At 41.1% G+C, this 23,043-nt stretch carries 23 protein-coding genes; 18 read left to right on the forward strand and 5 right to left on the reverse strand.

Annotated elements, in window-relative coordinates:
* Window positions 1-28: 28 nt before the first annotated feature.
* Window positions 29-919, reverse strand: coding sequence for a virulence RhuM family protein (locus QOL41_RS06875; RefSeq protein WP_283429161.1), 891 nt, complete (start codon window positions 917-919; stop codon window positions 29-31).
* A 246-nt stretch (window positions 920-1,165) separates the two neighbouring features.
* Between QOL41_RS06875 and QOL41_RS06880 the strand changes: the two genes are divergently transcribed.
* Window positions 1,166-1,387, forward strand: a complete 222-nt coding sequence (locus tag QOL41_RS06880; protein WP_283429162.1) for a hypothetical protein — start codon at window positions 1,166-1,168, stop codon at window positions 1,385-1,387.
* Between the two features lie 191 nt (window positions 1,388-1,578).
* Here the strand turns inward: QOL41_RS06880 and QOL41_RS06885 are convergent, their stop codons facing one another.
* Together QOL41_RS06885 and QOL41_RS06890 are read right to left on the reverse strand one after the other, a co-directional pair.
* On the reverse strand, window positions 1,579-2,058 hold the full coding sequence (locus tag QOL41_RS06885) for a hypothetical protein (protein ID WP_283429163.1): 480 nt from the start codon (window positions 2,056-2,058) through the stop codon (window positions 1,579-1,581).
* A 256-nt stretch (window positions 2,059-2,314) separates the two neighbouring features.
* Window positions 2,315-2,485, reverse strand: a complete 171-nt coding sequence (locus QOL41_RS06890; protein ID WP_283429164.1) for a hypothetical protein — start codon at window positions 2,483-2,485, stop codon at window positions 2,315-2,317.
* A 58-nt stretch (window positions 2,486-2,543) separates the two neighbouring features.
* Between QOL41_RS06890 and QOL41_RS06895 the strand changes: the two genes are divergently transcribed.
* Together QOL41_RS06895 and QOL41_RS06900 are read left to right on the forward strand one after the other, a co-directional pair.
* Complete coding sequence (locus tag QOL41_RS06895) at window positions 2,544-3,038, forward strand: hypothetical protein (RefSeq protein WP_283429165.1); 495 nt, start codon at window positions 2,544-2,546, stop codon at window positions 3,036-3,038.
* 214 nt (window positions 3,039-3,252) lie between these two features.
* Window positions 3,253-4,518 (forward strand): DegT/DnrJ/EryC1/StrS family aminotransferase, encoded by a 1,266-nt coding sequence (locus QOL41_RS06900; protein WP_283429166.1) that lies wholly within the window; start codon window positions 3,253-3,255, stop codon window positions 4,516-4,518.
* Here the strand turns inward: QOL41_RS06900 and QOL41_RS06905 are convergent.
* On the reverse strand, window positions 4,499-5,128 hold the full coding sequence (locus QOL41_RS06905) for an RloB family protein (protein ID WP_283429167.1): 630 nt from the start codon (window positions 5,126-5,128) through the stop codon (window positions 4,499-4,501). The genes QOL41_RS06900 and QOL41_RS06905 overlap by 20 nt on opposite strands.
* Before the next feature lies 1 nt (window position 5,129).
* The gene (locus QOL41_RS06910; protein ID WP_283429168.1) at window positions 5,130-6,410 is read right to left on the reverse strand and encodes an AAA family ATPase; all 1,281 of its coding nucleotides are present in this window, start codon (window positions 6,408-6,410) and stop codon (window positions 5,130-5,132) included.
* Between the two features lie 261 nt (window positions 6,411-6,671).
* On the opposite strand from QOL41_RS06910, the gene QOL41_RS06915 reads away from it, so the two are divergent.
* The 15 genes from QOL41_RS06915 to QOL41_RS06985 all read left to right on the forward strand — a co-directional run bounded on the left by QOL41_RS06915 (window position 6,672) and on the right by QOL41_RS06985 (window position 23,037).
* On the forward strand, window positions 6,672-7,355 hold the full coding sequence (locus tag QOL41_RS06915) for a sugar transferase (RefSeq protein ID WP_283429169.1): 684 nt from the start codon (window positions 6,672-6,674) through the stop codon (window positions 7,353-7,355).
* A 2-nt stretch (window positions 7,356-7,357) separates the two neighbouring features.
* Window positions 7,358-8,176, forward strand: a complete 819-nt coding sequence (locus QOL41_RS06920) for a glycosyltransferase (RefSeq protein WP_283429170.1) — start codon at window positions 7,358-7,360, stop codon at window positions 8,174-8,176.
* Window position 8,177: 1 nt separating this feature from the next.
* Entirely contained in the window at window positions 8,178-9,374 is a 1,197-nt protein-coding gene (locus QOL41_RS06925; RefSeq protein WP_283429171.1) for a CDP-glycerol glycerophosphotransferase family protein, read from the forward strand.
* 12 nt (window positions 9,375-9,386) lie between these two features.
* Window positions 9,387-10,196 carry a glycosyltransferase family protein gene (locus QOL41_RS06930; RefSeq protein WP_283429172.1) on the forward strand — a complete coding sequence of 270 codons (810 nt, stop codon included), beginning with the start codon at window positions 9,387-9,389 and terminating at the stop codon, window positions 10,194-10,196.
* A 3-nt stretch (window positions 10,197-10,199) separates the two neighbouring features.
* A complete protein-coding gene (locus QOL41_RS06935; protein ID WP_283429173.1) occupies window positions 10,200-11,246 on the forward strand; it encodes an EpsG family protein in 1,047 nt (348 codons plus the stop codon).
* Window positions 11,247-12,203 (forward strand): glycosyltransferase family 2 protein, encoded by a 957-nt coding sequence (locus tag QOL41_RS06940; protein ID WP_283429174.1) that lies wholly within the window; start codon window positions 11,247-11,249, stop codon window positions 12,201-12,203.
* Between the two features lie 3 nt (window positions 12,204-12,206).
* Complete coding sequence (locus tag QOL41_RS06945; RefSeq protein WP_283429175.1) at window positions 12,207-13,157, forward strand: glycosyltransferase family 2 protein; 951 nt, start codon at window positions 12,207-12,209, stop codon at window positions 13,155-13,157.
* A gap of 16 nt (window positions 13,158-13,173) precedes the next feature.
* Window positions 13,174-14,265, forward strand: a complete 1,092-nt coding sequence (locus tag QOL41_RS06950) for a glycosyltransferase WbsX family protein (protein ID WP_283429176.1) — start codon at window positions 13,174-13,176, stop codon at window positions 14,263-14,265.
* Window positions 14,266-14,288: 23 nt separating this feature from the next.
* Window positions 14,289-15,815, forward strand: a complete 1,527-nt coding sequence (locus QOL41_RS06955) for a lipopolysaccharide biosynthesis protein (RefSeq protein WP_283429177.1) — start codon at window positions 14,289-14,291, stop codon at window positions 15,813-15,815.
* A complete protein-coding gene (locus tag QOL41_RS06960; protein ID WP_283429178.1) occupies window positions 15,799-16,650 on the forward strand; it encodes an SDR family NAD(P)-dependent oxidoreductase in 852 nt (283 codons plus the stop codon). Before QOL41_RS06955 ends, QOL41_RS06960 begins: the two co-directional genes overlap by 17 nt.
* Before the next feature lie 10 nt (window positions 16,651-16,660).
* A complete protein-coding gene (locus QOL41_RS06965; protein ID WP_283429179.1) occupies window positions 16,661-18,352 on the forward strand; it encodes a thiamine pyrophosphate-binding protein in 1,692 nt (563 codons plus the stop codon).
* Between the two features lie 13 nt (window positions 18,353-18,365).
* Window positions 18,366-19,517 (forward strand): polysaccharide pyruvyl transferase family protein, encoded by a 1,152-nt coding sequence (locus QOL41_RS06970; protein WP_283429180.1) that lies wholly within the window; start codon window positions 18,366-18,368, stop codon window positions 19,515-19,517.
* A gap of 206 nt (window positions 19,518-19,723) precedes the next feature.
* Window positions 19,724-20,410, forward strand: a complete 687-nt coding sequence (locus QOL41_RS06975; protein WP_283429181.1) for a hypothetical protein — start codon at window positions 19,724-19,726, stop codon at window positions 20,408-20,410.
* A 228-nt stretch (window positions 20,411-20,638) separates the two neighbouring features.
* Window positions 20,639-20,794 carry a hypothetical protein gene (locus tag QOL41_RS06980; RefSeq protein ID WP_283429182.1) on the forward strand — a complete coding sequence of 52 codons (156 nt, stop codon included), beginning with the start codon at window positions 20,639-20,641 and terminating at the stop codon, window positions 20,792-20,794.
* Window positions 20,795-20,892: 98 nt separating this feature from the next.
* Window positions 20,893-23,037, forward strand: a complete 2,145-nt coding sequence (locus tag QOL41_RS06985; RefSeq protein ID WP_283429183.1) for a polysaccharide biosynthesis tyrosine autokinase — start codon at window positions 20,893-20,895, stop codon at window positions 23,035-23,037.
* Window positions 23,038-23,043 lie beyond the last annotated feature (6 nt).

Consider the following 23,043-nt stretch of genomic DNA (forward strand, 5'->3'; position numbering starts at 1 on the left):
TAATACCTCCATCGGAATTCGGGTGCAGTTACTTCACCATTGCGAGTATCTGTTCTTTGGTAATAAGATTCAGTACTGAGAAGGCAGTCATTTGGTTTCCTAAATCCTTGAATGACGCTCCCACATGATAAACCTTGTCGTCGACGATGATGAATCGGTCGTGGACCTCACGCATATTTTCCAAACGAACTGTCGGGAATTGCCTGTTCAGACGGGCCTCTTCTTCCCTCATGGCGTGGGTGATTCTAGCAGAATAGATGGTAGCGTTTACGCCTTCGGCGCGTTTTGCCATAAGAGATAGAACCATGTCGTTTGCAAACGGATCAATAATGACTAGTTCTTTTTTCGCAGAACGTACCAGTTGCACAGCAAACTCGTAGCCGCTCCAATGAGCATTCGCCGGCAACAAACCCTCACTAGGTGGCAAGTTCGCCTTCACAAAGAAATCCACCTGCTTTTCGAGATAAATGACTCGTGAATCTAGTTTTTCTAGCCTGTTTTCGTGCGAAATGAGCCTTTGGTTGACGCTGCAACCTCGGAGCAGATGCTCTTTCAAAACTTGATTAGCCCAACGGCGAAATTTTGTCGCGACGGCAGATTTGACCCGGTAACCGAGTGATAGAATCATGTCCAGATTGTAGAATGGAATCTGACGCTTAACTCTTCTGGATCCTTCTATTTGAACTTGTCGGAATTTCCGACAGGTTGACTCCAGGTCTAACTCGTTTTCTTCATAGATATGACCAATGTGTTCAACGATGTTTGTTCGTGAAGTGCCGAACAACTCCGCCATCTGCGCTTGTGTTAGCCAGACGGTTTCGTTTTCAACCCGCACTTCGATGTGGAATTCTCCGCCCTCAGGTTGGTACACGATAATCTCGTTCTTTTCGGCAACCGGCAGAATCTCTTTTTCGCTCATAAAAAATCCTTGAATTTTGGATTAAAGCTCAAATCTAGATACCCAAATTGAAAATCGTGCAATCAGGTGATTGCAAGGTTTGTAAAAGATTTTTCTTGATTTTGGGGTGAGTGAGCGGGGTGATTCTTGTTGAAAAGTTCAAACGCTTGCTTAATTGGCATAAAGGAGATATATTCGTAGTTGCAAAAAACAAACTAAGTATATTTACATGAGTATCTCGACAAAGATGTCGTGGAGGAGTTGCGTATGCGCATGAGTATCGGACAAGCTTTGGGCATTAAGACGGCTGGAGATCGTCTGCGAGCTGCGGAACGTGCGGCTCTTCGCCGTGGCGTAAAAAAAGGTGCTCAACAGGAACGCGAAAAGAACGAAGCGGACAATGCTGCTCGCGATTCTAAGCGTGCCGATTACTTGCGTTCGCAGAATGTGCCGGAGAACGTGATTTCGGCGATGCTCGCCTTGAAGTAGCAGAACTCTTCCCCCATCCCCCCAAAAGATTTAGTGCCCGGATCCGTCGGATTCGGGTGCTTTTTTAGTCGTTTGCGCCTCCTTTGCGAAGGATTGCCGCGATAGAGGTCTATTTGCTTAGGGCTTGCCTTTTCAGATTGTCTGTGAAACGCTTGACTGCGGCGTATGTAACCCGACGACTGTTGCCCTTTTCAATGGACACCGGTCCTTCCAGCGGCTCGAACATTTTTTTTGTTCAGTTTGTTCTGCGTCTGCAGCTTCATTGTTTGTAAAATTTTTTCAAGAACGTCGGAAAAGGTTTTTCCGGTTATTCCCTTTAGCGTTTTGCCATGTATACATGCCGTACCCATCCAGCATTTTTTTGAGGAGTTATAATCGACATTACAACTGTAACAAGTTTGCAGGTGAGCTTCTTTGTATTTAGTACGGATGCGCTGTACTTGCTTTTGCTCAAGAAATTCCTTTAGTTGATTCTTGGCTTCTATTAATTTTTGAATGTATTCCATGCTGTACATCCAATCGTTATTTTGCTCTGAAAAACGGCATGCGTTTTTGTAATCGAAACCGATATTGCCTATGCCGTCTGCGAAAACTTCGATGTCGTGTTTCTTTAATAGTGACTTTAACCTTTTCCAGGGAACTTCTTTTTGACTGGTATTTGACCTTGACATGGATTCTCCTTAGTACCGATATTTCGAAAATATTTTCGGATGTGATAATTGTCAAGCGGATTAATGTTCCGGTGAAAATGGCGTGAAATTTGTATGCGGCTGGGCCGGCTGGACGGGTGCGAATTCTTGTTTTTACAAAAGTTTTACAAAAAAATGGTATTCAAATGGCTGAAAACGGCGTGTATAGTATAGATGGGGACCAAATCTCTGTCGCCTTACGGGAGTGCCCGTAGGGCCACCCTAAAACAAGGACACGCTAATGTCTGAAAAAGAAAATATTGAAATTCGCGATATTGCCCATGAATTCAATGTCATTGTCGATTCCGTAAAAGATAGCAAGAGCGACTTCATTCATGATCGCTATTTCCGCTTTGCTTTTGCAGAACCATCTCGCATGGCTGAACTTCTGACTCTGTTCTCGCGTCATAATCCCTCACTAAAGGCTTTCCTTGACACCATTGACCTTACGAGCCTCCGCGGTGCGAGTGAAAACCACTCGTGCAAATTATCCCGAATACTATCGCGATATCGGCTTTCCGTTTAAGGTGGAATTTCTTGATGTTGGGCATGCCATTGATGACGCTGAATTGAGGGACTTTTCGCCCACCACCCTTGTCGCCTTGACGGCAATGAAGTATATTTTTGATGTCGAGAAGTTCTCGATTACTTTCCGCGAGGCGGCGTTGCATCTGCTCAAGATGCAGAACACCGACGAAGGGAGAGATTTCATCAAGCAGTCGCTTTCGTATTTCTTTTGGAAGTGGCCCTACAAGAGCGAGGTAATCAAGATGGACAGTCCGGAAGCCATTGCAAATAAGGGTTACGAAACCTTCGGCGAGCATTTCTTCAATGCTGGCGCTAAACAAGAACGCGAAAAGAACGAAGCGGACAATGCTGCTCGCGACTCCAAACGCGCTGATTTTTTGCGCTCGCAGAACGTGCCTGACAGCGTGATTTCGGCGATGCTCGCCCTGAAGTAGCCGAACCCCTTCCCCTAAAAGATTTTGTGCCCGGATTCGTCGGATTCGGGTGCTTTATTTTTGCGCGTTTTTCTAGTTGTTTCCATTTTGGAAACAACTGCTTTAGGCCGGGTGGGCGGGAGTGTTTCCCCTTTTACGCAAAAAAGTAAGATTTCTGTGATAAAAAGGGCTTAATTTGCCCGTGGTTACGGAATAATTACCTATATTTGCGCGCATGACTATGCGGTTCGAAAAGAAAGTTTGGCTCTCTAGCCCCACCATGCACGGGGAAGAAATCAAGTACGTTACAGAAGCTTATGAAACCAACTGGATGAGCACCGTGGGTGCGAACATCAACGAGGTCGAGCGTCTGGCTGCCGAAAAAGTCGGCTGCAAGTACGCCGTGGCCCTTTCTGCCGGAACCGCCGCGCTTCACCTGTGCACCAAGCTCGCGGGCGAGGCCTTGTACGGCATGCCCAAGGTGGGCGAGGGGAGCCTCCGCGGCCACAGGGTGTTCTGCAGCGACATGACCTTCGACGCCACCGTGAACCCCATCGCCTACGAAAACGGCGAAGCCGTGTTCATCGACACCGAGTACGACACCTGGAACATGGATCCCGTCGCCCTCGAAAAGGCCTTCGAAATTTACCCCGACGTGCGTCTGGTGGTGCTCGTGCACCTGTACGGCACCCCCGCCAAAGTTGACGAAATCCGCGCCATTTGCAAAAAGCATAACGCCCTCCTTATCGAAGACGCCGCCGAAAGCTTCGGCGCAAGCTACAAGGGCAAGCAGACCGGCAACTTCGGCGACTACAGCGCCATCAGCTTCAATGGCAACAAGATCATCACCGGCAGTAGCGGCGGCATGTTCCTTACCGACAGCAAAGACGACGCCGAAAAAGTCCGCAAGTGGAGCACCCAGAGCCGCGAAGCCGCTCCCTGGTACCAGCACGAAGAAATCGGCTACAACTACCGCATGAGCAACGTGATCGCCGGCGTAGTCCGCGGCCAGATGCCCTATTTGGAAGAACACATCGCCCAGAAAAAGGCCATCTACATGCGCTACAAGGAAGGCCTGAAAGGCTTGCCCGTGGCCATGAACCCCTATGACGTGGGCAACAGCGAACCGAACTTCTGGCTCAGCTGCCTGATTATCGACAAGGACGCCATGTGCAAGCAGGTGCGCGGCGAAACCGACGCCCTGTACGTGCACGAAAAAGGCAAGAGCTGCCCCACGGAAATCCTGGACCGCATCGCCGCCATGAACGCCGAAGGCCGCCCCATCTGGAAACCCATGCACATGCAGCCCATGTACATGAGCCACGCATTCATCACCGCTAGCGGCAACGGACGCGCACGCACCAACGCCTACATCGCAGGCGAGTGCCAGGACAACGGCGCCGACATCTTCGCCCGCGGCCTGTGCCTGCCCAGCGACAACAAGATGACCCCCGAACAGCAGGATGCCATCATCCAGACCATCAAGGATTGCTTCGAGTAAGGTTTCGCTCTAATAATTCTTTCAAAGAAATCATCAAGCGCCCCAACTCTGAGTAAGTATATTCTCTACCATCTCTCTGCTTTTCCGTCATTGATTTTTCTGCGTTGGCTATAGCATTTGCAAAACTTCCTTTGTTTTGTTCAAAGTAGCCATGTAGTCCCTTTCTAAAGAATTCATCTGTCTTTTTGTATTTCACACTCTGGTTCAAATCGTTCAGAAGCTGCTCTTGATTGTCGTAAGGACGCGATGTGTAACGGAAATAGTAAAGGAAAAACAACTCTGTACAGCGATGCGTTTCGAAGAATTCGACCTTACAGTCAATGCCTTTCTTTGGCTTTTTGATAGGATTGGCATACTTTTTCTTCAACATTTGATATTGAGAATGTTCGGGCTCTTGGTCCTTCGTGTCCATGTCGATAACGCAGAAGATATGGTTGTAGCCCAAATCAATGCCCTCTTTTATCTTGGCCTCGAGTTCCGCTAGGTTCGTATGCTTGGGAAAGTCTGGTTTGATGGACAGATTTTTGAATACATCGCGCAGGGACATGAAGTAATAGAATTCAGTAGGCCCTTCTCCCAAGATAAGTGCTGTTTGATGTAATTTGCCCATATCAATCTTCCAGATTTATAAAGATGCTACCAAGTTCGGGCTTAGCTCCCAGTCGACCAATGCGATATGAATTGTAAAGGGAAAGGTTCTTATGTAATCCAAATGAATCACCGCGAGAATATGCCGACGATGCAGTCTCTTTGTTTTTATCAACAAACCATACAACGCCTCTGTTTTCATTAATCAAATCTTGAGACAAGAGCGTCGTTTCCTGACTTGTGATAATCAGCTGAGATTTGTCCGAGTTAAAAATGAAAACATTGAGATAATAATACAACAAGTCGTTGTGTAGATCCTCTCCTAATTCATCAAGGTAGTACACATGAGAGCCGGTAATCATGTCGTATAAAGCTTCTAGAATGCGTATGTATTTCTGGGTCCCTTTTGATTGCCAATTGAGAGAAATGTCAAAATCGCCATCGATGGAATGATTGATAAATGCTACAGAATCAACTGTTGGCTTAAGCAATTCTTCCTTCATTTTATCGGGAAAGTTTTCCTTTTTAATGCGTTCACGAAGCTCTGCTGATAAAAAACTATCTTCTGTACTAGGCCGATATCCCACAATGTTCAAGTCTGCCTTTTGTAGCATGGTGTTATAGAACTTGCGTTTCCTTGGATTATTATAAGCTTCCGTAAGGATTTCGACAATACCCTTTTCCCCATCACCATCCACATCATGATAATTGTCCATAATCCAATGATGTAGCTCATTGAAGGGGGCTATATCCTCTTTCAGCGCAGCCTTTCTGCAAACAGATAAGACACTATGGTTGTTCAATGTGTTCTCGCGAATACTTTCTTGGGTCTTAACCTGTAGTTTCAGACTGGTTCCAAACTTGATATCGGCCTGTATATTTTCGTCAACAAATGAACGTTCGTAGAATAATGATTTTGACTTGTTGGGGTAATAGTATAAAGCTTCATTCAAAATGTATTTTTCATTGAACTTTACGTCATAATCATACCTAATACCATTGGCGTAGAATGACACATGCATCTCTATGGGTTCGTTTTTTGTGAGAGCAAACGGGACGCTGTTATAAATTTTTTTGCTTGCATCTGATTTCGGTAAAACCAATATGCGAAACACTTCATTCAACGCAATAAGCATGTTCGATTTTCCAGAAGCGTTCGAACCATAAAGGATACCCAATTTATACAAGAAAACGCCATCGACAACTTCTGTAACAAGCTCCGATGAGGGGCCTTTGGCTAAGAAATTTAATTCTTGCTTGTCGCGAATGGAAAGATAATTCTTCACCCAAAAGTTTCTTATCATAAATGACCCTTTTTTGCAAAACAGGTAGTTGTACTACGAAAATATACAAAATTTTTATTTGTTGTAATTATATTTTATTGATTTTCGTAATTTTCTTACATTTTTGCTGTTAAAAAGTTTTCTTCTCCTAATGTTGGTTTGTTCGAACCCGCTGCTGTAAGTTTTTCGTCATTATTTTTAAAGTAAATTCACAATATACATGAATGTTTACTAAATTTGGTCTAAATTTGGCTTTCAAACTTAACCCCGAGGTCTGCGCAGGTGTACTCCCGCTGCCTAAAAAGAGTCCTTGATTTCTGCTGCGCGCTCCTGGCCATTGTCTGCCTGAGCCCGCTCCTCGTGGCACTCACCCTCGTTGGTGCAGTCAAAATGAAGGGCAACCCCTTCTTTACGCAACCGCGCCCCGGCCTTAACGAAAAGATTTTCAAGCTCGTCAAGTTCCGCACCATGACCAACGAAAAGGACGCCAACGGCAACCTGCTCCCAGACGATGTCCGCCTGAACGCCTACGGCAAGTTCCTGCGCTCTACCAGCCTCGACGAGCTCCCCGAACTCTTCAACATCCTCAAGGGCGACATGGCCGTAATCGGGCCGAGACCCCAGCTCGTGCGCGACATGGTCTTTATGACCCCCGAACAGCGCAAACGCCACACCGTGCGGCAGGGGCTCAGCGGACTTGCGCAGGTGAACGGGCGCAACGCCGTCACCTGGGAATCGAAAATCGGCTACGACCTGCAGTACATCGAGAAAATCACCCTCCTCGGCGACATCAGGATAATCCTCACCACTCTCGGCAAGGTGTTCAAGCGCGACGGAATCACCGAAGACGGTTCCGACACCGCCACCGACCTCGGCGACTACCTGCTCGCAAGCGGCAAGATCACCCGCGAACAGTACGACCGTGGACAAGCCGAAGCGAAAAAGCTCATTGCGGAGGCTGAGTAGGTATGCTGCTAAATTTTTCAGTTTCCATGTGTGTTTATGGTAAGGACAATCCTGTTCATTTCAAACAGGCTGTCGGTTCTATTCTTAATCAAACAGTCAAACCTACAGAAGTTGTTTTGGTCGTTGATGGACCCGTTCCAGATGAATTGGATGGTATCATTAAAAGTTATGAGATTAACCCGATTTTCAAGGTGGTTCGACTTTCGGAAAATAAGGGGCACGGAATCGCTAGACGAACAGGACTTGAAAATTGCACTAATGAGTTGGTCGCTTTGATGGATGCCGATGATTTAAGTGCTGAAAATCGCTTTGAATTACAACTCCAAGAGTTCGAAAAGAACCCAAATCTTGATATTGTCGGTGGAAATATAACTGAATTTATTGATAATCCTAAAAATATAGTCGGAAAAAGGATTGTCCCAGATTCAGATTCGAAAATTAAGGTATATCTGAAAAAACGTTGCCCGATGAACCAGGTAACGGTAATGTTCAAGAAGGATTCTGTCCAAAAAGTTGGTGGATATGTTGACTGGTATTGTGACGAGGATTATTACTTGTGGAACCGTATGTATCTTGCCAATATGACATTTGGGAATGTTCCTAAAATTTTGGTAAATGTCCGTGTAGGCAAAGATATGTATAAGCGCCGTGGCAGTTGGAAGTACTTTAAAAGCGAAGCCAAACTCCAATGGTATATGTTTAGAAAGGGGATTATTTCTTTGCCGATATACCTATACAATGTCATTATAAGATTCTGTTTGCAGGTTCTTATGCCAAATTGGTTGCGAGGGTTTGTTTTTAAGAAATTTGCGAGATCTTAATATGGGTCAGTTCATTCAAAGACTGAAATTTGTTCGATTTGATGATATTTTAGCAATTTTCCCAATGATTGCTTCGTTTTTTTTATCTCTTTTTTTTCGCCTACTTAATCGAGAAATTTGGCTTGTTTGTGAAAGAGAAAAAGAAGCTCGAGATAATGGTTATTGGTTTTTCAAATATTTGTGTGAAAAACATTCCGAAATAAATGCTGTTTATGCAATAAAAAAGAACTCTGTAGATTATCTAAAAGTAAAAAAGTTGGGAAAAGTTATTGAATTTGGTTCTTTTATGCATTGGTTGTATTATTGGTGTGCCAAATATAATATAAGCTCCCAAAAAGAAGGAAAACCGAATGCTGCGTTATGCTTTGTGTTGGAAGTTTATTTTGGGTTTCGAAAGAATAGAATTTATCTAAAGCATGGAATTATAAAAGACGCTCAAAGATGGATTTATAATGATATTTCTAAGCTGACAATGTTGTGCACTGCAGCGAAAAAAGAACAGATTTTTATTCAGGAAAATTTTGGATATGAAAAGTCTAAGGTCAAACTTACCGGGTTATGCCGCTTTGATAACTTGCTTTCTCCTCATGTCGTAAAAAGACAAATTGTCATTATGCCAACAATGAGGGAATGGCTTAGAGAAATATCATCCGAGACTACTAAATATGAAAAGTCTAATTTGTTTACGGAATCAGAGTATTATAAGGTATGGATGAGTCTTCTTCACTCAGAATTGCTACATAAAATTTTAGATGAGTACGATGTTAACGTACTTTTTTATCCTCACCCTGCAATGCAAAAATATTTGAGTGATTTTTCTTCAGCATCTAATCGAATAAAAATTGCCTCATCGCATTTTTTTGATATGCAAAATTTGCTAATGGAATCATCATTATTAATAACCGATTACTCTAGCATTTTTTTTGATTTTGCATATATGAATAAACCTTTAATATACTATCAATTTGATTATGAAAAATATCGTGAGGGACAATATCAGCAGGGGTATTTTTCATACAAAGAGGATGGTTTTGGACCTATTTGTTTCTCTGAAAATGAGCTTTGTGAAAAAGTTGAAGAATATGTAAAGAATAATTTTAAAAATTCAATATTATACGAAAATCGGTCTCGTGATTTTTATGCATATAGAGATTCGAACAACTGTTTTAGAACTTTTAAGGCTATTCAAACCTTGTAGGAGAGTTTTCGTATGAGTTCTGTAGAAATTTTATGTGCTACAATGCATCAGACTGATTTTTCAAAAATTAAGTCGATGAACATCCATTCAGATGTTGTTTTTGCTAATCAAGCTGATGAAAATTCTTTTAAAGAGCTTGAATTTGATGGCCATACGGCTAAAATGATAACAACAAAAACACGAGGAGTGGGCTTAAATCGTAATATTGCGTTGCTTGCCTCGAGCAAAGATATTCTCCTTTTTGCAGATGATGATGTAATATATGATAGTAAAATAGAACAAATTATTAATGAGGCTTATAATCGTTTTCCTGAGGCTGATGTTATTATTTTTGGATCTGCTTTTTCAAAAAATGGAGAAATATATAAAAAAAGGGTTCCGCCCAAAGGTCGCCTGCCTGTATTTAAATCTTTGAAATATGGAACGATTGCTTTGACAATCCGCAGGCAGTCGTTGTTAAAGGCTGGACTTTATTTTACGGAATTATTTGGTGGCGGTTGTGTATATTCACATGGTGAAGATTCTGATTTTATTTTGCAATGTTATAAAAAAAAGTTAAAGATTTATGCATTTGACTCTGTTATAGGTTGTACTGCAAAAGATTCTTCAACATGTTTTCATGGGTACAATGAAAAATATTTTTATGATACTGGCGCTTTAGCTAGGTTTGCCTTTGGCAAATTATCAATTCCTTACATGTTGTATATGGCACTTAGGATAAAAGAAGATTGTACATTGTCCTTTTTTGAAAAGATACATTTTTTGAAATTGGGCTATAAAAACTTTAATAATCTAATACCATTTTCAAATGAAATGCGTTAATTTATGGTTGAATTTGCAGTCCTTACCATATTTGTTTTATTTTTTGCTTTTTTTGCGGAACGGCATAATTCATTTCCGTTTTTCTTTCTATGTGTGCTTTCTTTGGCTCTGTTTTCAGGCTTACGAAATGAAAGCGTAGGAATTGATACGGCACAGTATTATATGGTTTATCACAATGTTCTTAGCGGAAGGGATGTGTATGGTATAGAAGATTCATTTCTCAACATATGTGTTTTTTTGCAGGCTATATCTAAGTCTCCTGCCTTCCTTGTTTTCTTTATGTCTTCTTTGACCAATGTTTTAATCATTTCACGTTTATGGACGTTGCGAAAAGAATGTTCTTTTTTTGTGATGGTTGCAATATATATATCAAGTTTTTATCCGGAATCAATGAATGTTATGCGTCAATTTTTAGCGGTCGCATTGGTTTTTGCAGGAACATATTTCCTCAGAAACAAAACGTTTTGGATATACATTATTTTTTGTACAATGGCTTTTCTATTCCACAAAACGGCGCTATTGGGTTATTTGCTACTAATTCTTTTCTTTATTGTTAACAAGGAAATAAATAAATGGCTTCGTTATGGAGGAATACTTGTTTTTTCTTTAGTTGTTTTGATTTCTTTCCCAACATTAATTTCACTAATAGATGCTTATTCTAGATATTTTAATCGTTCGGGATCGGGCATTGGTTTAATTATGCTATATAAAATAGTTCTTTTTTGCTTGGCCGTTTTTATTGCAAAATTTGGGTTTTATCAGCAATCTGGTGTTTTTTACGGAAAAGAAAAATTGAATTTGTCGTTTTCATTTTCATATGCGATAGGGCTAATTTTATGTTCAATAGGGACGTTTTTTTTGTTTATGGATAGGATTGCCTTGTATTTTATGATGTTTGAAATGCCTTTTTGGGGAAGTTTTGCTCGGTCTCGTTTTTATCCGTTATTTTACAGATCTTTGATATTCGTTCTTGTAGCCAGTTTGTATATCATGTATTTGATTTCTGATGGACAAAAAATATTCCCTTATTCAACAATATGGAGCGAGTAGATGTTGGTAAGTGTTGTTGTCCCCGTTTATAAAGTGGAACGTTACCTAGAAAATTGTATAAAAAGCATCCTTAATCAATCGTTCAAGGATTTTGAGTTGATTTTAGTTGATGATGGATCTCCGGATAATTGTGGAGAATTATGCGATTTTTTTGCTAGAAAAGATCCTCGGATAAGGGTCGTTCATCAAAAGAATGGAGGCCTTTCGAAAGCACGTAATTCTGGAATTGACATTGCAACGGGCGACTATTTAACATTTATAGATAGTGATGATTTTGTTTTTCCAAATTATTTGGAAATTTTGGTGAAAACAAGCGTTGCGTATGGGGCGGATTTGTCTGTATGTGGGTATTGTCGTTGTAAAGAAAATGATTCAATGAAGACTATAGAAGAATCTCTACATAATTCAGTTGAATTATTCCATGATGATAAGATGAATGTTTTCTTTACAACAAAAAAAATTGGTACAACGGCATGGGGAAAATTATATAAAAAGAAGTTATTTAAACATTTAAGGTTCCCTATTGGCCGATATAACGAGGATGCGTTCACTACGTATTTGACTATACATGAAGCGAATTTAATTTGTGTTTGTTCATATATCGGATATGTGTACCGTGAAAATGAGCAAAGTATTATGAATGAATCTTATTCGATGCGAAAAATGGATTCGGTTGATGCTAGTGTTGAACGTGCTTTATTTATTGAAAAAAATTACCCAGATTTGACAGGGCTTGCGTATAGGTCGATTATTTACTCGTGTAATCAAATTATCTTAAGTATGGGTCGTGCTAAAATATGTGATGTCTCCGTTTTAAGAAAACTTCAGCCTTTATATCGAAAATATTGGAGGCATTATATTTTCAAAAGGAGCTCTATTATAGGAAAGTTTTTTGCTTTCGGGGCATTTTTGAATGTTAAAATACCATTATGGTTTGTTAATTATATGGGGCTGTAGAATATGCCAAAAATTTCCGTAATTGTCGCTGTTTATCAAGCTGGTAAATATTTACAAAAATGTTTGGATAGCATAAGAAGCCAGACATTTAGTGATTTTGAAGTTGTTTTGGTTGATGATGGCTCTAAAGATACTTCTGGCCAGATTTGTGATGAGTACGCGTCTATTGATTCAAGATTTAAGGTTATTCATAAAGAAAATGGTGGCGTCGCTTCAGCAAGGCAACTAGGTTTAGAACTTTCTGAGGGGGATTACGTTATTCATGTTGATCCAGACGATTGGATCGATTCAGAAATGCTTGGAAAGATGTATCGTAATGCCGTTGAAAAAAAGTCTGATATGGTGATTTGTGATTTTATGAAGCATGTAAATGGGCGTTGCTTTGAATTTTCACAAAATCCAGGATCTCTTGAACATCAAATAGTAATGCAAAATTTTTTTGGAAGCTTGCATGGATCTTGTTGTAATAAACTTATAAAGAGATGCCTGTTTGACAAATTTGACATTAATTTCCCACAGAATATGAATGTTTGGGAGGATTTGTTTGTCTGTATAAAATTGACAATGCATGATATACGGGTTTCTTATATTCCGGAACCTTTATATCATTATATGTGCTCTGCAAATGAAAACAGTATTGTTGCTTCAATCTCTAGAAGAAAACTTGACTCAATGCTGTCGTTTATAGAATATTTTGATAAGCTTGATGGTTTTGATAAGTCTTTATTAATTAGGCGAAAAATTGAAGCGAAAAGAATGGCTTTTTTGTTAAAAAAAATGAAACGGAAAGAATTCTACGAAATATGCCCAGATATTAATGATTTGTATTATGCTAAATTTAGTGGCTTTAGAAAACTTGATCACCTTATACGTTTTTCATTGTTTTGTTCGTGGCCTATTTCTCGATTATGTTTTTCCTTATGGAAGATTGAATCATTACTTTTAAGAAAATGACTTTAAATGGTAAATTATGAATAAAATAAGACCTATTGCATTTTATTTGCCGCAGTTTTATCCTACGCTGGAAAATAATGCGTGGTGGGAGCCAGGCTTTACTGAATGGACAAATGTTGTTCAAGCACGCCCTTTGTTTAAGGGACATTATCAACCTCGTATACCACAGGAACTGTCGTTCTATGATTTGCGAGTTCCTGAAACTCGAGAACGACAAGCTGAATTAGCTCAAGAGGCCGGAATAGAGGGCTTTTGTTATTGGCATTATTGGTTTGGGAATGGCAAACGCCTTCTAGATCGGGTGTTTCGTGAAGTTGTTGAATCTGGAAAACCCGATTTTCCATTCTGCCTTTGTTGGGCTAATCATAGTTGGTTCCAGAAAACATGGAAACCTAATGCTCCGGACAAGTTGCTTATAGAACAAACATATCCTGGAATTGAAGATTATAAAGCCCATTTTATAGAAATGCTGCCTGCATTTAAGGACAAAAGATATATACGAACTAACGAGGGAAAATTACTTTTTGGAATTTTTGATCCACAAAAATTTGAAGATTTTAATAACTTCAAAAAGGTGTGGAATCAATTAGCTTCAGAACACCATTTACGTGGATTTGAATTTTTTGCGTATACACAGGGACGTAATCAATTAAATGTATCTGTGTTGCAAAATTATGACACAATTGTTTATGAAGCTATGAATGATGCTTATAAAAACTATCATTTTCATCGTTTTTCCTTCGAATGGTTTGTTTATCACATAAAAAGAATGTTGAAAAAACCGCTCAGAATGATCAATTATTCACAATATGTAGAAAAATCAATAGAAAGATTTGAAGAATTGGTAGATGTGATACCTTGCATTGATCCTATGTTTGACCATTCTCCTCGAAGTAAAGGTGTGCATCAAATTCTTCATAATAATGATCCTAAATTGTGGGGAAAACTTTGCTGTAAAACCCGTAAGTTGGTTGAATCTAATCCAAATAATCCTGACAATTTCATCTTCATCAAGGCTTGGAACGAATGGGGCGAAGGTAATTATATGGAACCCGATACTCGATTCGGCAAGGCGTATATAGAAGAAGCAGGAAAGGCTTTTAAATAAAAATTTTTATAATATAGATGACCATGGCAAAAAAAGGCTATTTCGTTTCATCCTTTTTTTGGAGTACTTTGTCAAAGGTTCTAAATGCAATCTTTGGCTTTGTGTCTGTGCCTATTTTGTTGGGGTATTTTGGTAAAGCCGATTACGGTATTTTGTCTATTGCTACTGCTTGTAATGGATGTATGCATTTATTGGACTTGGGCATGAATACTGGTGCGGTAAAGTTCTTTGCTCAATGGTCTGCTGAAGGCAGAAGAGATTTAATCCAAAAGGTCTCGAATACAAATACAACGTTTTACTTAATCATTTCATTCGTCAATATAGCCGGACTTTTGTTCTTAGCATGGTTTGGAGAGAGGTTCTTCTCAATTTCTTATGATCAGTTCCTTAAACTCAGAACATGCTTTTACATTTTGGCTCTTTTTTCTTCAGTTAGTTGGGCTACATCTGCATATACACAATTACTCACGGCTTTTAAGAAAATTGCTTTTACAATGCAGGTTAACAGTGTCATGCTGCTTATGCGTATAGCACTTATATTCTGTGTTCTTTTTTTCAAATTCTCCTTAATTGAATATTTTTTCTATCTCACGGCAATTGTTGCCGCGACAATAATACCTTACATAGTAAAATGCAAAAAGGATCGATTGCTCGATTCTTTAAAGCCTGCTTTTTATTGGAAAGAATTCAGTGCTGTTTTCTATTTTAGTCTGTCTATTTTTGCATTATCTTTATTTCAAGTTGCTGCAACTCAATCGCGACCAGTCATTTTAAGTATGTTTGCAGAAAGGGGGGCTGAATCGGTTGCCGATTTTAGAATTGTTGAAGTCGTGCCTCAGTTTATCATTATGCTTTGTGGCTCTCTTACTGCGATTTTCTTGCCTAATTCATCTGAAATGATTGTTAGAAATAATTTGGGCGAAATTCAAAATTTTATCAATACATGGACAACACGTACGACGATTTTTGTTTGTATGCTATGTTTTCCATTCATTGTTGCTTCAGAAGATGTTTTAAGTGCCTATGTTGGTTCTGAGTTTGGTTATCTTTCAAAATGGCTTGTGTTGTGGTGTTTTTTCTTGATTGTCCAAATGCATTCGACTCCGGCGTTTAGTTTTATTCTGGCAAGAGGCCGGACAAAAGTATTGGTTGTCTCTACTGCAATCGCATCTGTAATTTCGATTATTGTTAACATTTGTTTGAGCAGAATTATTCCTGTTGGTTCTGCTGTTGTTGGGTATGCTGTGTATATGCTCGGTTTGATAGGCGTATATTATCTGTATATTTATAAATATTATATCGGTCTTAAACGGTTTCCTGTGTTCAAGTCTTTTATGCTTCCGCTTTCTTTGGGGTTTCTTTCTTGTGTTTTCCCAATGTTTATTACGGTTCCATACATTGAAATATCAAGCATTAGTAGAATTAATTATATATTTCTATTTTGTATCAAGTCTTTGTTGTGGTTTTTACCGTATGTCGGTTTGTTGTTTGCATTACGTGTAGTTAAAATTTCTGATTTAAAGGGGCTTATTAATGGGCGTGGTAAATAAGTTGAGTGAAATCTTTAAGGCTCTTCGCCTGGCGAAAAAATTTTATAAGGCGGGAGGCTGCGTTACTGCAAATATCGCGTATCCGCAGTATGGAAATATTCTAGAGGGTAGGCGAATTTGTGTTACCGGAGGTGGCTCTGGCATCGGTTTAGCGATAGCAAAAAAATTTGCCCAATGCGGAGCAAGAGTCTTGATTACTGGCAGAAACGAAGAAAAGTTAAGAGCGGCCGTAAAGGAAATTGGATCTAACGGATTTTATATTGTTTGGGATGTTTCTAACGTGAGTTTAGCCGAGGAAAAATTGTGCGATGCATCTAAAATTCTTGACGGAAATATTGATATTTTAGTGAATAATGCGGGTCTTGCCCCTTCAAAATTTTGGGGAGACGTGGATGAAATTGAATGGGATAGAATTTATAGCACAAATTTGAAGGGAATGTTCTTTTTGACGCAACAAATTGTCAAGAAATGGAAAAAATTGGCTTTCTCAGGATACAAAAAGGTTATCAATATCTCTTCTCAGGGCGGATTTGTGGGAGCCACGTACCCTTACCGAATGGTCAAGTGGGATGTCCGGGGATTGACAGAGGGGCTCGGAAAAACACTCGTTAAGGACAATATAATTGTCAATGCGATTGCCCCTGGCGTAGTAAAAACATCAATGCAAGAATTTTCGCTTAATCAAGGAGACAATTTGTATACCAACCAAAATCCGATTCAACGAGTCTGCTTACCCGAAGAAATTGCCGAATTGGCGTTGTTCCTTGCAAGTGATGCAAGTAATTTTATTATTGGTCAGACCATTGTGTGTGATGGCGGTTACATTTTAAAATAAGGGCTTTTGTATGTATTCTCAAGCAAAAAATGTTCAAATTGTAACCGCCCTTCTCAAAGAGCATGGCATCAACCAAATGGTCGTAAGTCCCGGTGGAACAAATGCTCCTTTTGTGAAAGGGATTCAGGATGATCCTTTTTTTACGCTCTACTCCGTAGTTGACGAACGAAGTGCTTTATATTTTGCTATAGGCATATATCTAGCTACTGGCAAGCCTGTCGCTATGTGCTGCACTAGTGCTCAAGCCACCCGCAACTATGTTCCTGGCTTGACGGAAGCGTTCTATAAACATGTTCCGATACTTGCCATAACTTTTTCCAAGCATCCTCAATATACGGGTCAAGATTATATGCAGGCTCCGAATCAAACTTCGCTCCCAGTGGATTCGGTCAGAAAGTCTTTCTCGCTGCCGTATGTATCAAATGAGCATGATCGACTTCATTGCGAACGCTTGGTAAACGAAGCCATTCTTGAGTTGACTCATATTGTTCCCGCTCCAGTGCAACTTAATGTTCCTATGCTTGATAATGAACTCGGCTTATATACCGAAGATTCTTTGCCGAGTATCAAGGTAATAAAGAGATTTTCAAAAAATGATGTGTCTGCAGTAAATCTTGATGGCAAAAAAGTATTGATTGTTGTTGGCGAAAATTGTGGCTATGACGATAATGCGATAAAGCTGTTTGCCCAAAAGAATAATGCTGCTATTTATGTCAACCAACTGTCTAACATGCGTAATGTTTATACGGTTGAAGGAAATTTGATTCTCTCCCGCATGAGTCAGGAAGATTTTGACAAAAATCTTTGCCCGGATATTCTAATAACGATTGGCGGACAAACTGGAGATTATCCGTTGTATCATAAGCTCGCAGAAACAAAATGTGAGTATGAACATTGGCGAATTTCTGCTGGTGGCGAAATTGTTGACACCTATGATCATTTGACAAAAGTCTTTGAATGCGCGCAAGACGATTTTTTTAATAACGTTAATGGAACTTGTGCGAATAATGGTTATTTAATGACCTGGAAGTCTTATACAGATAATTATAACACATCTATAGATCTACCGTTGTCCAACGCGTTGGCTGCGCAGCAACTTTGTGATAATATTCCCGAAAATTCATATGTAAATTTTGCAATTCTTAATTCTCTTCGTGTATGGAATTTATTCCATTTGAAAAATCGGGTAAAATGCTTCTGTAATGTGGGTGCGTTTGGGATTGATGGAGGAATGTCAACATTCTTCGGTCAGAGCGTTGTAACAGATGAATTATGTTATATGGTTATTGGGGATTTGGCGTTTCTTTACGACATGAATTCTCTATCAATCAGGCATATTAAGAATAATGTCAGAATTATTCTTGTCAATAATAATGGTGGAATGGAATTTAAATACGGTTGCGATGCGCAGAAAAAGAATAGTATAGACCGTTATATTGCAGCAGCCAATCATTTTTCTAACGCTGATGGATGGGCGATGTCAAATGGATTCAAGTATATTCCTGTGAAGACAAAGGAAGATTTTTTAGCAAATGTGAATATCTTGAATAAGTCTTCAGATGCTCCAATTCTTATGGAAATATTTACGGATGACGAAAAAGAAAATATTGCATATACATCTATAATGAGAGCCAATGATTATAGAACTTTTGCAGATAAAGTAGCGAACCGTCTGAAAAGTAAATTGAAAAAGATTATTTGAGTTTGAATTTAATATGAAAAAATACATCATTATTTCTGATTTTAGTCTTACAGCACGAAATCGTGGCACTGCGGCACTGGGTTATGGTTCCTTGGCCTTTTTACGTGAAAAAGGGTATATGGAGGAAGGACAAGAAGTCATTTGCTATAGGATTTTACGTAACCCCTTTCGATGCAGTTTTTTTCGAAAGAAAAGTGAATCCATTAATGTTCAAGGAACTTCTGTTACATTTAATTATTTAACGACGAGCGTTTTTGAGTATAAACTTTGGAAAAAATTTGGGATTTCTTTTCCCTTTAGTGCATGGGGTAAAATGGTAAGGAATTTGGCCCTAGTTGCTGCGATTAATGGTGGGGATGGCTTTTCTGATATTTATGGCGTGAGGTTGTATAATTCCCGCCTTTGGGAAATTAAACTTGCTAAGCAGATTAAAGTCCCTGTAATTTTGTTGCCGCAAACAATAGGCCCTTTCAAAGACCCCAAAATATTGGAAGAAGCCAAGCAGATAATGGAATATGCTTCTGCTGTTTATGTTCGTGATTCAAAATACACCAAAGAACTTGATAAAATGGGAATCAAGTACGAACTGACAAACGACTTGTCGGCGTATATGAAACCTGAGCCTTGGGATATAGATATCAAGCCGGGTTCTATCGGAATCAATGTGAGCGGTCTTGCGTATTCCAACAATTTCCGCGACCTTGCTGGGAAATTTGCTGCTTACCCTGAATTGATGACTAAATTGGTTCAGCATTTCCAGAAAAAAGGTAAAACAGTCTATCTTATTCCCCACGCATACGGCTATAATAATCCAGAATGGGATAATGACGACATGATTTCTAGTCGGGAATTCTATAACTCGCTAGAGGATAAAACCAATGTCGTACTGATTGATAAAGACCTGATTTCTCCGCAAGTCAAATACGTGATTTCAAGGATGTCGTTCTTTATCGGCACCCGAATGCATGCCAATTTTGCGGCAATCTTTACCAAAGTCCCGGTATTTGGCTTGGCTTACAGTTTCAAGTTCCAGGGGGCTTTTGAAAATAATGGCATATACAATCGAACCGCAATGATAAACAATATCACCTCAGCCGATATCCCTGGGATTATTGACCAGATTGATAAAGCGTATGAAGAAGATGTGGGGGAGAAACGGTCTTAGACTGTTTCGGGAGCCGGCGAGTCCGGCGGACATCTTGTCTCCCGCATCCGCGTTAGGGATCGAAGCCCGAAGGGCCGGGAGGGCCGCTCGTATCCCGCGCTCGGCCCTCAGGTCCTTCGGCTTCGCTCAGGATAAACTCGGCCGCGAGAGCCCGCCCCTGCGCAGCAGGGAATGCCCGTTTCAAATAAAAAGGTTATATTGTAAGTATGGATTATTGTGCTTTCGCTACTGACAAGTTTCTCAACTCTACATTCCTTAACACCTGCGTGTTGGGCTTGTTCTCTTTGCTATTGGCTGTGGCAACGGTCGTGATTGCGGTCTGTCAGTATCGTTTCCAAAAGAATAGCCATGAGCAAAAGCTTTTGCTGGATCGTGAAAACAGAATCCTTGATATCTACAAGGTTTTCGGCGATTGTGGGCGAGTCTTCATAACGAAATACCCGAGCGCAAATCTCAAGTTGGGAATTTTGCCAAATGAATTAGAGGTAAAAAAGCAACAGGAGCATCGAAGCCTAGTCTGCAATACGTTTGGCATGGCGAAACTAATCTTTAAATCTGATCCGGCGATTATAGGTCAATTGGAAAAGATTATGAAAAAGTTCCTTGAACTGAGTTCAAGGGAACTTCAGGTTATCCTTGCTCAAAGAGAAGTGTTTATGAAGGCTTTTGAACAGGTGAGGGTTGCTTTCGCTGATAAGGGCGTTGTCACTTTGCAAGATGTTTGGCTGAATCAGGATGCGTTTGATATGCTGAATAAGTTGAGTAATACCCAAGATGTTGTAGATCTTGAGAGAGGAATAGAATCTTTCTGGAATAACGAACTCTCCGACGATAATTTCGACAAGTACTTTGAACCGTATATCAGCAAAATTCCGAGGAATGCGCTAGAATAGCGTTTTTAACCTGTGCGTTAAACTTTTTTACAAACCTTGCAATCAACTGATTGCACGATTTCCATTTCTAGTGTCTAGATTTGTGCCTCTTGAAAATTTGATGGAGGTTTTATCATGACTAAAAAATTCAAGGGCAAAACATATCTCGATCCCAAGTATGACCCGGCTTTCAAGGAACTTTGATTTTTCTCTAAAAATAAGTATATTTTGACAAGGCAGGAAAAGGCTATGAAACGTGACGAAGAATATAGAACGCGACTGGCTAGCGGCGTTGTCAATGCCGAACTCAAAGTATATAAAGCTTTGATTGCGGCAGGAAAAATCACAGCAGAGGATGCTGTACAGGTCTCGGGGTATCCCAAAGAAATGTTCAATTCCAAATAGCCCCTTTCTGCACCTTTTTTGTACGCCCCCTGTAAGCATATAATAATTTTTCCTATATTTGCATCCAAAGTTGTATTTATTGCATTTTGGAGACTTACATGGCCGATAGTGAACAGCAGACGATTGTGGTTGGTGCACAGGCCCAAACGGCCAACAACACCATCACATTGCTCGAAGCTTTGTTTATTTTGTGGAAAAAGCGCTTTACCCTGTGCCTGTTTTTGATTGTGGGCGCTGTGGTGGGTGTCGTGGTTGGCCAGTGGATTCGTCCGCAGTATACAAGCGATGCTCTGTTGCAGGTAGACCCCAAGGGCAATAAGGCCGCAAACCGTGCCATGGGCGAAATGGGTGCAATCCTCGATGTGGCAAGCCCGGCCGATGCCGAAATTCAACTCATTAAGAGTCGCCTGGTGCTGAGCTACGTGGTGGCTCAAGAACACCTGAACTATTCTGCAACGCCTACGAGTGCGCTGAACCGCTTGTTGCACCGTGAAGGCCGCATGGATATCGACTTTTTGTCTATCCCGGATTTGGCCCGTTCCGAAAAGTGGCGTGCCGTGGTCACGGGGGGCGACTATTATGCCGTTTACACCGAAGACGATGTTAAACTGGTCGAAGGCAAGGTGGGCGCTTTGCTCAAGGCTCCGTATGCGGGCGATACTTTGCAGATTCGCGTGAGCCGCATGAAGGCGTCTCTCGGCGAAGAATTCAGGATTGGTCTTAAGAACCCTCTGCTTGCGGCACGCGGACTTGCCGGAGCCCTGAAGGTGGCTGAGAAGGGGAAGCAGACTGGTGTGATTGGTGTGTCTTATTCGCACCGCTATCCCGACCGTGCAGCCTCTATTTTGAACACGGTTGCCAATACCTATGTGCGCCAGAATGTAGAAATGCGCAGTGCCGAGGCCGAAAAGACTTTGGAATTTTTGGAATCGCAGTTGCCGGGCATTAAGGCCAAACTCGACAGTTCCGAAAAGGTTTTGGCCGACTACCGCCATAGCATTGGTTCTGTGGACATGACGGGGGAGACTAGAGCTCACTTGGATAAGGAAATGGACTTCCAACGCCAGTTGTTGCAGCTGGAACAGCAGCGCCAGCAGGCAACGCGCCTGTTTAAAGAAGAACACCCCTCGGTGCAGACGATTGTAAAGCAGCAAGACAAATTGCGTGGCGAATTGGCTCGCCTCAAAAAGAGTGCAGAATCTATGCCGGAAACCCAGCAAGAAATGATTCGCCTGCAAGAAGATGTGGCGGTGAACAACGCCCAATACACGACTATGCTCAACAATATTCAGCAGTTGCGCGTGGTGCGCGCGGGTGAGGTGGGTAACGTGCGCGTGGTGGACTTTGCGCAGATTGAACCCATTCAGAGTAAACCGAAAAAGTTCAATATTCTGGTGTGTAGCATGGCGACGGCTTTTATGGTGGGTGTGCTGTGGGTGTTCTTGCTGCGCATGATGCGTAACGGTGTGCGTAGTTCGCAGGAACTGGAGCATGCGACCGATGTGAGTGTGTTTGCGAAGATTCCTGAAAGCAAGAATAAGTTGTTGCGCGACAAACGCCACAAGTTGACTCTTGTGGAAGCCTCCCCGAATGACCAGGCGAGCGAGGCGTTCCGTACCTTGCAGACGGCGGTGGATTTTTCGCTTGCCGAAGACCAGAAGGTGCTCATGGTGTGTGGCCTGGTGCCGGGCGTGGGTAAGTCTTTTGTGACCAAGAATTTGGCGGCAGTTTATGCTATGAATGGCAAGCGTGTGTTGCTGATTGATGCCGATATGCGCAAGGGTGTGATTCGCAGTTCTAAGCATGCTGGTTTGACCGAAGTGCTTTCGGGTAAGGTGCCGTGGCGTGAAACTGTGGCCGACACCCGTTGTCAGAATTTGTTTGTAATGGGCTGCGGTAAGCGCCTTATGTCGCCCAGCGAACTTTTGCGCCACGATACGTTTAAGAATCTGCTCGAAGAAATGAAGGCCGAATACGACATGATTCTGGTGGATACCCCGCCAGTAAGCATGGTGACCGATGCCGAACTGATTTACCCGTTGGTGGACTTTGCCCTGATGGTGGTGCACTATGGCACCGATTCTGTGGCCCAAGTCAAGGAAAATTTGGCGAATTTGCGCCGCTATGCCGACAAACCCTGTGCCTTTGTAATGAACCACTGTGAATACGAACCGGGCCATTATTATGGTTATGGGTACTATGGTCATGGTTATTACGGTAAGGGTTATTACAGCAAATCGTAATAATTT

Origin of the sequence: Fibrobacter sp. UWB10, assembly GCF_900182935.1 — a bacterium.
Classification (GTDB): Bacteria; Fibrobacterota; Fibrobacteria; order Fibrobacterales; family Fibrobacteraceae; genus Fibrobacter; species Fibrobacter succinogenes_O.

What these genes read in the sequence shown, in the direction of transcription:
- QOL41_RS06875 (WP_283429161.1), bottom strand. Translation starts at nt 919, where the DNA reads ATGAGCGAAAAAGAGATTCTGCCGGTTGCCGAAAAGAACGAGATTATC.
- QOL41_RS06880 (WP_283429162.1), top strand. Translation starts at nt 1,166, where the DNA reads ATGCGCATGAGTATCGGACAAGCTTTGGGCATTAAGACGGCTGGAGAT.
- QOL41_RS06885 (WP_283429163.1), bottom strand. Translation starts at nt 2,058, where the DNA reads ATGTCAAGGTCAAATACCAGTCAAAAAGAAGTTCCCTGGAAAAGGTTA.
- QOL41_RS06890 (WP_283429164.1), bottom strand. Translation starts at nt 2,485, where the DNA reads ATGACGCGAGAACAGAGTCAGAAGTTCAGCCATGCGAGATGGTTCTGC.
- QOL41_RS06900 (WP_283429166.1), top strand. Translation starts at nt 3,253, where the DNA reads ATGACTATGCGGTTCGAAAAGAAAGTTTGGCTCTCTAGCCCCACCATG.
- QOL41_RS06905 (WP_283429167.1), bottom strand. Translation starts at nt 5,128, where the DNA reads ATGGGCAAATTACATCAAACAGCACTTATCTTGGGAGAAGGGCCTACT.
- QOL41_RS06910 (WP_283429168.1), bottom strand. Translation starts at nt 6,410, where the DNA reads ATGATAAGAAACTTTTGGGTGAAGAATTATCTTTCCATTCGCGACAAG.
- QOL41_RS06920 (WP_283429170.1), top strand. Translation starts at nt 7,358, where the DNA reads ATGCTGCTAAATTTTTCAGTTTCCATGTGTGTTTATGGTAAGGACAAT.
- QOL41_RS06925 (WP_283429171.1), top strand. Translation starts at nt 8,178, where the DNA reads ATGGGTCAGTTCATTCAAAGACTGAAATTTGTTCGATTTGATGATATT.
- QOL41_RS06930 (WP_283429172.1), top strand. Translation starts at nt 9,387, where the DNA reads ATGAGTTCTGTAGAAATTTTATGTGCTACAATGCATCAGACTGATTTT.
- QOL41_RS06935 (WP_283429173.1), top strand. Translation starts at nt 10,200, where the DNA reads ATGGTTGAATTTGCAGTCCTTACCATATTTGTTTTATTTTTTGCTTTT.
- QOL41_RS06940 (WP_283429174.1), top strand. Translation starts at nt 11,247, where the DNA reads ATGTTGGTAAGTGTTGTTGTCCCCGTTTATAAAGTGGAACGTTACCTA.
- QOL41_RS06945 (WP_283429175.1), top strand. Translation starts at nt 12,207, where the DNA reads ATGCCAAAAATTTCCGTAATTGTCGCTGTTTATCAAGCTGGTAAATAT.
- QOL41_RS06950 (WP_283429176.1), top strand. Translation starts at nt 13,174, where the DNA reads ATGAATAAAATAAGACCTATTGCATTTTATTTGCCGCAGTTTTATCCT.
- QOL41_RS06955 (WP_283429177.1), top strand. Translation starts at nt 14,289, where the DNA reads ATGGCAAAAAAAGGCTATTTCGTTTCATCCTTTTTTTGGAGTACTTTG.
- QOL41_RS06960 (WP_283429178.1), top strand. Translation starts at nt 15,799, where the DNA reads ATGGGCGTGGTAAATAAGTTGAGTGAAATCTTTAAGGCTCTTCGCCTG.
- QOL41_RS06965 (WP_283429179.1), top strand. Translation starts at nt 16,661, where the DNA reads ATGTATTCTCAAGCAAAAAATGTTCAAATTGTAACCGCCCTTCTCAAA.
- QOL41_RS06970 (WP_283429180.1), top strand. Translation starts at nt 18,366, where the DNA reads ATGAAAAAATACATCATTATTTCTGATTTTAGTCTTACAGCACGAAAT.
- QOL41_RS06975 (WP_283429181.1), top strand. Translation starts at nt 19,724, where the DNA reads ATGGATTATTGTGCTTTCGCTACTGACAAGTTTCTCAACTCTACATTC.
- QOL41_RS06980 (WP_283429182.1), top strand. Translation starts at nt 20,639, where the DNA reads ATGAAACGTGACGAAGAATATAGAACGCGACTGGCTAGCGGCGTTGTC.
- QOL41_RS06985 (WP_283429183.1), top strand. Translation starts at nt 20,893, where the DNA reads ATGGCCGATAGTGAACAGCAGACGATTGTGGTTGGTGCACAGGCCCAA.